Annotated in this window: 12 protein-coding genes; 7 read left to right on the top strand and 5 right to left on the bottom strand. The window is 58.0% G+C overall.

Going from position 1 to position 12,653, the window contains the following annotated elements; all coding sequences use genetic code 11:
- The first annotated feature begins 10 nt into the window (after positions 1-10).
- The 3 genes from KGD89_RS06660 to KGD89_RS06650 all read left to right on the top strand — a co-directional run bounded on the left by KGD89_RS06660 (position 11) and on the right by KGD89_RS06650 (position 2,294).
- On the top strand, positions 11-367 hold the full coding sequence (locus tag KGD89_RS06660) for a 4a-hydroxytetrahydrobiopterin dehydratase (protein WP_025259025.1): 357 nt from the start codon (positions 11-13) through the stop codon (positions 365-367).
- A gap of 396 nt (positions 368-763) precedes the next feature.
- On the top strand, positions 764-943 hold the full coding sequence (locus tag KGD89_RS06655; protein WP_025259024.1) for a hypothetical protein: 180 nt from the start codon (positions 764-766) through the stop codon (positions 941-943).
- A 139-nt stretch (positions 944-1,082) separates the two neighbouring features.
- Complete coding sequence (locus KGD89_RS06650) at positions 1,083-2,294, top strand: MFS transporter (protein ID WP_025259023.1); 1,212 nt, start codon at positions 1,083-1,085, stop codon at positions 2,292-2,294.
- Here KGD89_RS06650 and arfB read toward each other — a convergent pair.
- Positions 2,291-2,704 (bottom strand): alternative ribosome rescue aminoacyl-tRNA hydrolase ArfB, encoded by a 414-nt coding sequence (arfB, locus tag KGD89_RS06645; protein ID WP_025259022.1) that lies wholly within the window; start codon positions 2,702-2,704, stop codon positions 2,291-2,293. The two genes, KGD89_RS06650 and arfB, sit on opposite strands and share 4 nt — an antisense overlap.
- A 178-nt stretch (positions 2,705-2,882) precedes the next feature.
- Here arfB and KGD89_RS06640 point away from each other — a divergent pair, with 178 nt between their 5' ends.
- Entirely contained in the window at positions 2,883-3,827 is a 945-nt protein-coding gene (locus KGD89_RS06640; RefSeq protein WP_074569026.1) for a LysR family transcriptional regulator, read from the top strand.
- Positions 3,828-4,337: 510 nt separating this feature from the next.
- On the opposite strand, the gene KGD89_RS06635 is transcribed toward KGD89_RS06640, so the two are convergent.
- Complete coding sequence (locus KGD89_RS06635) at positions 4,338-5,357, bottom strand: XdhC family protein (RefSeq protein ID WP_025259020.1); 1,020 nt, start codon at positions 5,355-5,357, stop codon at positions 4,338-4,340.
- A 293-nt stretch (positions 5,358-5,650) separates the two neighbouring features.
- Here KGD89_RS06635 and KGD89_RS06630 point away from each other — a divergent pair, with 293 nt between their 5' ends.
- Positions 5,651-6,544 (top strand): LysR family transcriptional regulator, encoded by an 894-nt coding sequence (locus tag KGD89_RS06630; protein ID WP_025259019.1) that lies wholly within the window; start codon positions 5,651-5,653, stop codon positions 6,542-6,544.
- Between the two features lie 18 nt (positions 6,545-6,562).
- Here the strand turns inward: KGD89_RS06630 and KGD89_RS06625 are convergent, their stop codons facing one another.
- Both KGD89_RS06625 and KGD89_RS06620 read right to left on the bottom strand, forming a co-directional pair.
- Positions 6,563-7,021: a cyclophilin-like fold protein gene (locus tag KGD89_RS06625; protein WP_025259018.1), complete on the bottom strand. Its 459-nt coding sequence runs from the start codon at positions 7,019-7,021 to the stop codon at positions 6,563-6,565.
- 112 nt (positions 7,022-7,133) lie between these two features.
- Complete coding sequence (locus KGD89_RS06620; RefSeq protein ID WP_025259017.1) at positions 7,134-8,735, bottom strand: ATP-binding response regulator; 1,602 nt, start codon at positions 8,733-8,735, stop codon at positions 7,134-7,136.
- A gap of 200 nt (positions 8,736-8,935) precedes the next feature.
- On the opposite strand from KGD89_RS06620, the gene KGD89_RS06615 reads away from it, so the two are divergent.
- Complete coding sequence (locus KGD89_RS06615) at positions 8,936-9,559, top strand: response regulator (protein WP_025259016.1); 624 nt, start codon at positions 8,936-8,938, stop codon at positions 9,557-9,559.
- A gap of 64 nt (positions 9,560-9,623) precedes the next feature.
- Positions 9,624-11,219 (top strand): ATP-binding response regulator, encoded by a 1,596-nt coding sequence (locus KGD89_RS06610; RefSeq protein WP_162883725.1) that lies wholly within the window; start codon positions 9,624-9,626, stop codon positions 11,217-11,219.
- Positions 11,220-11,277: 58 nt separating this feature from the next.
- Here KGD89_RS06610 and KGD89_RS06605 read toward each other — a convergent pair whose 3' ends face one another.
- Complete coding sequence (locus tag KGD89_RS06605) at positions 11,278-12,546, bottom strand: OmpP1/FadL family transporter (protein ID WP_025259015.1); 1,269 nt, start codon at positions 12,544-12,546, stop codon at positions 11,278-11,280.
- Positions 12,547-12,653 lie beyond the last annotated feature (107 nt).

The following is a 12,653-nucleotide window of genomic DNA, read 5'->3' as shown; positions in this document are numbered from 1 at the left end:
GAGTCCTGGCATGTCATCTCTTAACCAAGCCCATTGCGAAGCCTGCCGCGCTGATGCTCCGCAGGTCAGCGAAGCCGAACTGGCCGAGCTGATCAAACAGATCCCCGACTGGAACATAGAAGTACGCGACAGCGTGATGCAACTGGAGAAGGTCTATCTCTTCAAGAATTTCAGATTCGCTCTGGCCTTCACCAATGCGGTGGGCGCCATTGCCGAAGCAGAAGGTCATCATCCGGGACTACTGACCGAATGGGGCAAAGTGACCGTGACCTGGTGGAGCCATTCGATCAAGGGACTGCATCGCAACGACTTCATCATGGCAGCCCGCACTGATCAGGTGGCGCAGGACGCCGAAGGCCGCAAGTAGGGGGTTTTGCCAGCATTGAGGCACCTTGGGCAAGACACTGAAAATCGTTTTTTGTTTCACCAATGGACGAACGGAGTGAAAAAAATATCCGGTTTGTCATTTTCAGTGTTGTATCCTGCAGAAGCTTTTTAAAGCACGGTTCAATCTGCAAACCCTTGTGAGGCGACGACGATGCATGAAATTCCAAACTTCCCCTTCCCAAGTCAACAGGAACCAAAGCAGTCTCCCCTGGCTCAACAGGAGCTTGGTCAAACTGCCGCAATGAAAGCAGCATCGCTGGCTCAAACCAGCCAAAAAGCCCGACGCAAAGACTGAAGGCAACTGTTTTCAGGCGTATGGAAACCGGTCTGATCAGGTTTCGATACGCCTGAAAAACCAACACAAGAAAGCGGATTCATGACCGACTTCACCGAACACCAGGCCAAGGCCCTCATTGGCGCTGCCGAAAAGATGATCGATATCTGGGAACGCCTCAGCCCGGAGAAACAGAGCGCCCTGCTCGCACGTTTCGGTACCCAGGAAAACGCACTGGCGGCCTTGATCACCACCCAGCTTGTAGGCTCCAGCAAAGGCTGAACGTCTACGCCTGCACTTTAAATTTCGCTTTTATCCCCTGCATCGCCCGCTGGATCGTTATCATGGCAACTTCGAAAGCTTGCTAAGGGTTTTACCTGCGCCTTTCGCCAACCCGCCGCCAGAAGGGTCCGCTACTCCCATGTCCCAGATACAAGACACACCACGCCTGATGGTGACGCTGCAGGTCGTCTCCATCGTACTGTTCACCTTCATTGGTTATCTGAATATCGGCATCCCTCTCGCGGTGCTGCCGGGCTATGTCCACACCGATCTGGGCTTCGGCGCGATAACCGCTGGGCTGGTGATCAGCGTGCAGTATCTGGCGACACTGGTCAGCAGGCCCTGGGCGGGGCGCATCATCGATAACCTGGGCTGCAAGAAAGCCGTGCAATACGGTCTGGCAGGATGCGGACTCAGTGGCGTCTTCATGCTGCTGCCCATAGCCATGCCCAACTGGCCTGTTGCGAGCCTGATCAGCCTGTTTGTCGGCCGTATTCTGCTGGGCAGCGCGGAAAGCCTTGTGGGCTCAGGCTCCATTGGCTGGGGCATCGGCCGGGTTGGCGCACACAACACCGCCAAGGTCATTTCCTGGAACGGTATCGCCAGCTATGGCGCCTTGGCGATTGGCGCCCCGCTGGGTGTATGGCTGGTCAAATCCCTGGGCCTTTGGACCATGGGCGTCAGCATCATTGCCCTGTCTTCGTTCGGGCTGTTGCTGACCCTGAAAAAACAGGCAGCGCCTATCGTGCAGGGCGAACGCCTGGCGTTTACCCACGTACTGAAGCTGGTTTTCCCTCACGGAATGGGCCTGGCGCTGGGCGCTATCGGTTTCGGCACCATCGCGACCTTCATCACGCTGTATTACGCCAGCAATAACTGGCCCGATGCGGTCCTGTGCCTGAGCCTGTTCGGCGCCTGCTTCATCATCGCGCGCCTGCTGTTCGGCAACCTCATCAATCGCCTGGGCGGCTTTCGCGTCGCCATTGCCTGCCTGTCGGTGGAAAGCCTGGGCCTGTTGCTGCTCTGGATCGCGCCCACCCCAAGCCTTGCGCTGGCGGGCGCCGCCTTGAGCGGTTTCGGGTTCTCACTGGTATTTCCGGCGCTGGGGGTCGAAGCCGTGAATCTGGTTCCGGCATCCAGTCGTGGCGCGGCAGTCGGCGCCTATTCGCTGTTCGTTGACCTGTCCCTGGGGATTACCGGCCCGCTGGCCGGCGCCATTGCAGCCGGATTCGGCTTTGTCTCGATCTTCCTGTTTGCTGCGCTGGCATCCCTGAGTGGACTGGTCCTGAGCATCTATCTGTATAAACAGGCGCAGATGCTGCGCGAACAGAAAAACCTCAACGTCTCTTAAAAATCCACCTTGCCGCGCCCGGCCTTGATGGAGCCTCGCTTGCTCTTGGAATCCAGGCGCCGGGTCTTGGAACCCAGCGTCGGCTTGGTCGGGCGGCGCTTCTTTTCAACCTTGGTGGCGCTGACGATCAACTCGCTCAAACGCAGCAACGCATCAGCCCGGTTCTGCTCCTGGGTGCGGTACTGCTGCGCCTTGATCACGATCACACCGTCACCGGTGATGCGGCTGTCGCGCAGGGCCAGCAAGCGCTCCTTGTAGAACGGCGGCAGCGACGAAGCGTTGATGTCGAAACGCAAATGCACCGCACTCGACACCTTATTGACGTTCTGCCCACCCGCGCCTTGCGCACGAATGGCTGTCCACTCGATCTCGGCGTCCGGCAGGTGAACATTGTTGGAGATGATTAGCATCGGGTTCTCATGGCAATTGCAGGGAGCATCTTACTCGCGTTCAAAAAATCACTTAACCCTTTCCATTGATCAATCTGATTCATGACCTTATGCAATCGCGCAGGCTTTTCAGGCTCATGAGCAATCGGGGTATGCTGCCGAGCCGGGAGGAGCCCGGAACCACACAAGAGAGCCATCGATGATCAGGGATTTCGCACTGCGCGACTATTTCAGCGGCCTGCTGGCATTCATTGCCGTGGCCCGCGAGCGCAGTTTCACTCGTGGCGCCGCACAACTGGGCCTCTCGCAATCCGCAGTCAGTCATGCAGTGCGAGGGCTGGAAACCTCTCTTGGCGTACGCCTGCTGGCGCGCAATACCCGCACCGTGATCCCCACCGAGGCCGGTGAGCGGCTGCTGCGAAGTGTTGCCCCGCAGTTCGAGGAGATCGACGCGGAACTGGCCGCGCTTCAGGAACTGCAGGATACCCCGACCGGCACGATCCGCATCACGGCCTCCGACCATGCCATCCGCAGCGTGCTGTCTGCAAAACTAAAGAAATTTCTGCCCCGATATCCTGCCATCAAGGTCGAGCTTTGCTCAGAAAACCAGATAGTGGACATCGCGGCACAACGCTATGACGCAGGTGTGCGGCTCGGCGAGTTTCTTGATCAGGACATGATTGCAGTCCGTATCAGTCCCGATATCCGCTTTGCAGTGGTGGGCACCAAGGCGTACTTCGAGCGGTACCCGATCCCCAAGACTCCCGACGATCTGATTTCCCAGAACTGCATCAACCTCAGGCTCGCCACCCATGGCGGTCTGTGGCCCTGGGAACTCGAACGCGATGGCAACATACTCAACGTGCGTGTCGAAGGCCAGCTTGTCTACAACAGCATGTATGAAGTCCTGGACGCTGCGATTGCCGGCCTGGGCCTGGCCTATATCGCCGAAGACATGGCCAGCCCCTATATCCGCTCCGGGCATTTCATCCAGTGCCTGGAAGAATGGTGCCCGCTGTGGTCGGGGTTTCACCTGTACTACCCGAGCCGCAGACAGCCTTCAGGAGCAATGTCCCTGCTGATCGCCGCGTTAAGGTATGAAGAACCCGCAGGAGCGAATTCATTCGCGAAAGGTCGCGAATAAATTCGCCCTCATCAAACAAGACGCAAGACCATGAATTAGAAAGTATTTTATGTAGGGTAAAAACGTTATCCGGCGTACATATCCATTATCGGCATGTGTTGGTCCTACTGGTTCCGCCTTTACGGCGGCCCCCTTTTGTTTCGGCAAAAGGGGGGAAAACCATCCGCTCCGGTTCGGCCCCGCCTTGGGGCGGGGTTCCCTCGCTCCGGCATTGCTCCGTGGGTACGCGCCGACGGGCCTTCCATGGCCCTGCGGCGCTTGCTCGGCGTCCTGCCTCGCACCCCACTACGCAATACCTCCACTCGGCCGTCACCCACGTCGCAATCGGCGGTGTCTGGAAGATTTTTGCTCATCCCGGTAGGAGCGAATGAAGCTCCTACACAACAATCGTGAGAGCGCCGCAGAACGCGCCGTAAAGGCGCAAGGCGGCCTCAAGCCGAACCATGAATCTGGAAACACCTGCTCCTGTTTGCTGCGCGACAGCGCGGCGCCGAGGCGGCGGGTGATCTCCTACATTTGAACCAACGTTTCCTCACGCTGCTTGGCTATGGCGACCGAGGACTCTCGGGGCAGTGGAACGTTGTTCTTGGCCGCGAGAATTTCGGCCATGACGCTGACAGCGATTTCCGCCGGGGTTTTGCTGCCGATATAGACGCCGATGGGGCCGCGCAGGCGCTGTAATGACGCCTCGGTTTCGCCAAAGTGGGTCATCAGCCGCTCTCTGCGACTCTGGTTGTTGCGCCGCGAGCCGATTGCGCCAATGTAGAACGCCTGACTTTTCAGCGCCTCCAGCAGCGCAAGGTCATCCAGCTTGGGGTCGTGGCTCAGAGCGATAATGCAGGTCCGCAGGTCAGGGCGAAACGCGGCCACCACATCGTCAGGCATGCCGCTGCTCTTCTCCACGCCCGGCACAGCCCAGGTATCCATGTATTCGATGCGCGGGTCGCACACGGTTACCTTGAACCCGTTGAACAGCGCCATGATCGATACATATTCAGCCAGGGCACCGGCACCGATCAGCAGCATGCGATAGCCTGGGCCAAGGGTGTTGACCAGACGCTCACCGTCGAACTTGAGCTCCTCAGGGATCGGCGTCGTTTCCAGGCTCACGCTGCCATCGGCCAGGTTCACGTTGCGCCGCACCAGAGAACCCTGTTCAAGCTGGGTAACCAGTTGCTCCAGAGTTTGCAGCAGAGGACTGAATTCCAAGACCAGTTCCAGCGTACCGCCACAAGGCAGCCCGAACCGGTGAGCTTCGTCGGCACTGACGCCATAACGCACCACTTCAGGGGGCGTCAGGGGAAGACTGCCCGCACTGTAAGCCGTAGTGTAACGGTGGATCAGGTCGTCCTCGATGCAACCACCGGACACACTGCCAACGGCACGGCCATCATCACGAAGCACCATCATCGAACCGACAGGCCGGGGCGATGAGCCCCAAGTACGTACCACGGTGGCCAGCAGAACCCTGTGACCGCTGGCAAGCCAGTCACAGGCCGTACGCAATACCAAGACATCAATGCTCGCCATGATCAACGTCCTGTCTATTCAATATGCGGCGAAAAGCCTGGTCCATGTGTGTGCTCATAGCGAGAAATAAGAAAAGCGGACAGGACTGCAATCAGCGCCCTGCCCTTTGCGGGTCATGACTCATTAAAAGGCCGTGATGCCTCTGAGGAAAGCCCCTGAAACCGAATAGAGTCATGAGCCATATCAATCAATATCGTCCTCATGGATTGAAGCAGAAATACTGCAGTCATGAGTGCTGCGGTGCTGTGTCTGTCTTGATACAGTGGCTCGCCTACCATGCAGAGAATTGATTAATGCCCAAGGAAAACTACAGCGACCTGCTCGCCCTGATTGCAGTTGCGCGCGAACGCAGCTTCACGCGAGCGGCCTCTCAGTTGGGGATTTCTCAATCCATGCTCAGCCATACCATCCAGGGGCTGGAGGCACGGCTGGGCGTGCGCCTTCTGACTCGCACCACGCGCAGTGTCTCGGTAACCGAGGCCGGGGAGCGTCTGTTACAGACAGTCGAACCGCGCCTCAAGGCCATCGAGTCCGAACTGATCGCCGTGGTCGAATTCGGCAACACACCCGCCGGCAATATCCGTATCACGGCCACTGACCATGCCATCGATACCCTGCTCTGGCCCAAGCTCGCGCAGATTCTGCCCAAGTATCCGCAAATCAGTGTGGAAATGGTCATCGACTATGGCCTGACTGATATCGTGGCGGAAAACTTCGATTTCGGTGTTCGCCTGGGAGACGGGCTGACCAAGGAGACCGAGGCCGTGCGCATCGCACCCGACATGCGCCTGGTGATCGTCGGCGCACCGTCCTACCTTGAGTCGCGCACAATGCCCGCCCGGCCTCAGGACCTGACGGATCATGAATGCATCAACATGCGCCTGCCGACTCGCGGTGGGCTGTATGCCTGGGAATTGAAGAATGGCGATCACGAGATCAACGTGAGGGTCAAAGGCAAACTGATTTTCAACGGCATCAAGCAGATCCTCAATGCCGCCGTATCGGGCTTTGGGCTGGCTTTTGTGCCCGAAGACATGGCCCAGCCGCATTTCGATGACGGCACACTGATCCCGGTCCTGGAAAGCTGGTGGCCGCGCTTTCCGGGTCTGCACCTCTATTACTCAAGCAAACGGGAAAAATCACGGGCGATGCAGACGCTTATCGATGAGCTGCGCTACGAACAGTAGCCTTATCACTGCATGCGCTTACGGCAAAGCCCTGCTGATTGTGGCCTTGAAAGGCCCGGGTTGACGCATCGCTTCAATCCCCGAATCGAGATGCCCCAGTTTCACCAGCCCCTTGGAATAACTGAAATCCTTGTAGTAAATCGCCAGATTGCCCCAGGGCGCATAGAAAGCAAGGTCGCCAGTGCGAGGCGTCACGCCTTCAGGCGCTCCGGCAGTGGACAAAGGTCTGGGCAGATCGCTGACCTTCTCGGTCGCCGCGTAATCCTTGAGAGTCAGCGTCAGAGGTAACAGCGAGGCGAAATCCCTGGCCGCTTCACTGTCTTCCAGCGTGGCAGTGAGGGTCTTGCCATTCATTTCAATATTGATGCGCACTGGGTTCTCCTGGCGAGTACCGGTTGCCTGCTCCTGAGCCATCGCGCCAACGATACCGGCAGTCGCGAGCAGAGAGACCACCAGAACAGCAATCCGGACTGACATGAATGGCTCCTGAAAAAGGGATGATCACGTCCTATTTAACCGAACTGCCTGATACAAGACAGCCGACCAGAGCGAATGGAGTCATGAGCCAGAATCATCAAAACTGGCCGGTTCAAGACTTCTCGCGCATCTCCAGCAGGCTCAGGCGCAACTCCGAAGGTCGCAGCGGTTTGGACAGCACAGAGACTTTACGGCCCTGCAAGGCTGCCTGGACCATTTCCACCTCGCGCCCGGTGACGATCAGGGCCGGAACATCCCAGCCACGATCAGCCCGTATTCTGTCGATGCAGTCCAGACCATTGGCGGTGGTCCCCAGATCGTAATCGGCGACGATGATGTCGCAATCGGTGGTCAGGCCTTCCGCAGAATTGGCCATCTGCACCTCGCAGCCCCACTTTTCCAGTAGCGCAGCAGTGGCCATCAAGACGTTGCTGTCATCTTCCACCAGGCAGATTTTCACGCCATTGAGCAGGCTGTCGCCCAGCGTCTTCCTGCGTGCAGGCTGCGCAGGCGCGGCCACCTCTTCAAGCCCGTGAATCGTCACCGTCGTGCCACGATCCACCCGCGAATCGATACTCACCTGCACGCCGAGAATCTGACTGAGCCGCTTGACGATAGACAATCCAAGTCCCACGCCTTCAACGTCCTTGTCACGCTCGTGGCGGATCCGGTAGAACTCGTCGCAGACCTTGGGCAGATGCTCGGCGGCCATGCCACGGCCCTGATCATGAATGCTGATCGACAAGCCATCCCTGCGTTTGCGGACACCGATCAGCACTGGCTGCCCGGGAGCATATTTGAGTGCGTTGGAGAGAATATTCTGGACCATAGTGCTGAGTAACGTGCCGTCGGTCCTTACCCAGAGCCGACAGGCCCGGACCCGAAGCTCGACACCCGCCCAACGTGCCGCCGCACTGTTTTGCTGGACGATCTCGGCCAGCATCTCGTCCAGATTCACCTGATCCGAGCTGGCCGAGACCTTGCCGCTGTCCAGGGTGTAGATATCCAGAATGGAGCGAAACAGTTGCGAAACGTTGTGCAGGGAACGATCAATGCTGTCGACCAGTTTCCGCTCATAGTCGCCCAGCGAACTTGAACGCAGGCACGCGGTAAACATGCCGATGGAGTGAATGGGCTGGCGCAGGTCATGACTGGCCTGAGCCAGAAAGCGCTCTTTCTCCTGGTTGGCCACGGTTGCCTGTTCCGAAGCTTCCCGGGCTCTGACCAGCAGGATATGGGCATAGCCCGGCACCAGAATGGTCACCGAAATCAGCATCAGGACCATGAACGGCTGTGACTGCCAATACGGCGTCAATTGGTAAGTGATCAGGATCGAGAGCATCGCCAGCCCCGCGGCAATCGCCAGGTAGCGCGAGCCGAAGCGCATGCCGTTACCGAGCGTGACCCAGACCATCACACTGAAGATCGGCAAGGTCGCCTCCCCGCCGACGATCAGCCCGACGGAAATACCGGTGTAGTCATGCAGCATTCCCAGCACGCGGCGCACCGGATACACGCCCGGATAGCGGACGATGTGATGACGCAGGAGCAAGGAAACCACCAGGAAGACCGAGTAGTAGGCAAGGATCGGCTCATACTGAGCGACGTCGAAATTCGGCAGGAAACCGATCGACCCCACATAGACGATGGCAACCGTGGCAACGATCAGTCTCAGCGTCGCCTGATCCAGTTCGGCGTTTTTCCGCTCCTGCATGTTTACTCCTGATTTCAGGCCGGAAAAGTTGAACAACCTTTCCTGAACTCAAAACAAATACTGGCGTCCTAATATCACTTAAAAAGAAACGGTTCGACAATGCCGCTAAACGATAAAGAATCAAGTTAAAGGCGTATCACTTATGATACATATTGTCTCTATCGAGTATGATAAGCGCACTTAAATTCGGAAGCAGAGGCATGTCGTGCAGAATCATCGTGGCCGACGACCACCCCTTATTTCGTGAAGGCATGCTACGCACCATCGAGCGGCTGCTGCCTGAAGCGATCATCGAGCAAGCCGGTAATCTCAATGAAGTCCTGACCCTTGCACGCTCGGGTGATGAAGTCGATACGCTGATTCTCGACCTGCGCTTTCCCGGCCTGGATTCGATGCAGAATATTGCCGAACTAAGGGACGAATTCCGGCGCACGTCGATCATAGTTGTTTCAATGATCGATGATATGGAAACCATTTCCCAAGTCATGGCTCATGGTGCAGATGGTTTTATCGGCAAGAACATAGACCCGCTGGAAATAACCGAGTCCATTATCGCCATTCGTCAGGGCGAAGTTGTGGTCAAGTACAAGTCCGAAGGCTCGATTCTGAGCGATTCGACGATCAGCGCTATCAGTGCGCTCACTTTCCGTCAGAAACAGGTGCTGGGCCTGGTCGCCGCCGGAAAGACCAACAAGGAAATTGCCAAGGAACTGGGTATCTCGCCTTTCACGGTGCGCATCCATGTGTCCAGCCTGCTCAAGGTGCTTGGCGTATCCACACGCTCTGCCGCCGCGGCGCAGTTCTCCAGCCTCGCCATCAAGTAACTCTTCGCCTCACTGCCAGCCAGGAACCGCGATGTCGATACTCTCCAAATGCAAAGACCTGGAAATGATCCAGGCCCTGCTGCGCATGGCGGTCATCGCCACCTCCGCACTCTACGCGCTGATCATGTTTGCCCTGGATGATATGTCCGAAACCCGGATGTGGGTGATTCTGGTCTATTGCCTGGGCTTCGGTATCGTCGGCACGGGCCTGATCGTGCGCATCGCCCAGCGACCGGGCGCATCCACAAGACGCCGGGTATTCGCACTGGTTCTCGACAATATGGCCGGGATTGTCACCATTACCGTGGGCGGCGAACCGATGTTGCCGGTGTATTCGGTGATGCTCAGCATGACCGTCGGTTACGGCATGCGTTACGGGCGCAACTACCTGTTGCTGGCCACCGGCTTTGCCCTGGCTTCGCTGGCAATCATCATCCAGCTCACGCCCTTTCTGCAGGAACATCCCGCCGTCGCGGTACTGATGATCCTGACCATGCTGGTGCTGCCACTGTTCGTGTACTTCCTGCTCTCACGCCTGCATATCGCTCTGGAAGAAACCCAGGCGGCCAATGAGGCCAAATCGCGCTTTCTGGCTCAAGCCAGTCATGACCTGCGTCAGCCCATCCACTCCATCAGCCTGTTCACCGCCTGCCTGCGAGACGCGAAACTGGGTACGGACGAGCGCCGTCTGGTGGACAATATCGACCGGGCGCTCAGCGCGGTCGAGCAGCTTTTCCGTTCATTGCTGGACAGCCACACACTCAATCAGGGCGAAGTGACGCCACGCCCGGAAACCGTGGATGTCGATGCACTGTTGAACGATCTGGTCAGCCAGAACAGCGAAGCCGCCAACTGGGCCGGCGTGGAAATCCGCGTACGCCCCTGTCAGCAGCATGTCCACAGCGACCCGGCGCTGTTGCGCACCCTGTTGCAGAACCTGATCTCCAATGCCTTCAAATATGCTCCCGGCAAACCGATGCTGATCGGCTGCCGACACCACAAGGGCAGACTGAGCATCGGTGTCTATGACCTGGGCCGCGGCATCCCGGCGGAACACCTGCCTCATCTGTGCAACGAGTTTTACCGGGTGCGCGAAGAGCGGGATCAGGACATTGAAGGCGTCGGGCTGGGCCTGAGCATCGTCAACCGTATTGCCCGACTGCTGGAACTGAAGGTCAATATCGGATCGCGCCCCGAGCGCGGCACGGCAGTGGTCATCAGCGGCCTGCAAACAGTAGCCGCAAGCCCTGCCGCACCAACCCTTGATATCGACTGGAACAAGCGCCTGCTGAACGGTTTGCGCGTCTTGCTGATCGAGGACAACATCAACGTGCTGCAAGCGACCGCCATGCTGCTGCGCAAATGGGGATGCGAAGTGCAGACTGCCTCGGCCACCCCCAAGACCCGTGTCGATTGCGACCTTGTGGTCACCGACTTCGACCTTGATCGCAGCGCCACCGGCGCAGACTGCATTGCTTACCTGAGCCAGTTGCACGGTCGACAGATACCCGCCATCGTGATCACCGGCCACGAAATCCAGCACGTTCAACAATCGCTGAACGATCCACAGATCCCGGTCCTCTCCAAACCTCTGCGCCCGGCAGAACTGCGTTCGCTGCTGTTGAGTTTCAGGATGAGGCTGTTGCGCGCCTCGGCATGAAGCGCTGCACCGGGATTTTGCAGAACGCTGTCGTTCACAGCTTGAATAAATGCCCGGATCAGAAGCGGTATGTTGCCCCCACGCCAAACAGACTGGCATCGCTTTGATAAGTGGCACTGTAACTGCCCAGCGCATTGGCACGACTCACATCGACACTTTCTTCCCTGAGGTAAGAGTAAGCCAGATCAATCGTCAGTTGCGGCGTCACGTTGTAGCCGACGCCCAGGCTGAATATGCGCCGATCCCCAGTCGGTGTACGCGGCGAACGGTTGGTATTGCTGGTCGGCGACTGATCGAACATCAAGCCGGTGCGCAACACCCATTGCGGGCTCAACTGGTAAGCGGTGCCGATGGCATAGGCCCAGGTGTCGTGCCAGTTCAGGCCTTCCTGGATCGAACCGGTCAAGGCCGAGGCCAGCGAGCCACCTTGCGCAGCGGAAATCGGCTGATTACGCAGACTCAGGTCCTGTAGGCGACTCCAGCCTGTCCAGGTTGCGCTGGCATAAAGCGTCCAGGCATCGCTCAGCTCCTGAGTGACCGAAAAATCGTAGGACTCGGGCGTGGTCACTTTCAGGGTACAGTCGTAACGATTGCTGGCCAGTAACAGCGGTGGGGTTCCGGCACCCGTAGCCACCTGGGTGTGGCAATCCAGCTTGTAGTCCACTTTGGAGTGGTAGGTCAGTCCGACCCGAGTGGTATCGGTCGCATTGAACAATACGCCGGCATTGAAGCCCAGGGCCGTATCGTCGCCCTTGACCTTCACATTGGTGTCGGCAATCGTCGGGCTGAGGGTGATGTCAGACTCCAGGGTACCCGCAATCCGGTTCAAGGTCGGCCCAAAGCCAATCGACAACCTGTCATTGAAGGCGTAGCTGATAGTGGGCTGCAAGGTCACGACCTTGAGGTCACTCTTGCTGGCAAACATGCGGCCCTGAAAACCGTTTTCATAATCGGTCGACAGTCCAAACGGCGCGTAGACCCCGAAGCCGAACGCCCAGTGCTCATCGAGTTGCCGGGTATAGAAACCGAACGGAACGCTGCTGAACGGCACCATGTCGCCGTCATTGCTGCCACTGGAGCGGCCGCTGACATGGCTGATGTCAGTGGACGCATCGATGAAAACCGCACCCGCCGTGATTTGCAGGCCTTCAAGACGAGCCATGCCGGCGGGGTTGCCATAGACCGTACTGGCCTCTTCAGCCGCCGACGCACGCCCGGCCTGACCGATCCCCATGCCACTGATACTTTGTTCGGTTCGGGCAAAGCCTCCCGCAAGCAGTTGAGTCGATACAAGTGCAACGGTGAGGCCAAGGGAAGTCTTGAGCATGGTCATTTCGATTTATGGAACTCGTCATTCGTCAGCGGCGAAACATCGTCAGATGTCCATATTGCCGCCATGGGTCGGCGTCTTGCCGAGAGTGAGTCCATTCATGG

Source organism: Pseudomonas cichorii (assembly GCF_018343775.1).
In the GTDB taxonomy this organism is placed as follows: Bacteria; Pseudomonadota; Gammaproteobacteria; order Pseudomonadales; family Pseudomonadaceae; genus Aquipseudomonas; species Aquipseudomonas cichorii.
Note: the sequence above shows the minus strand (reverse complement) of the source record. Positions and strands in the feature narration are given on the sequence as shown.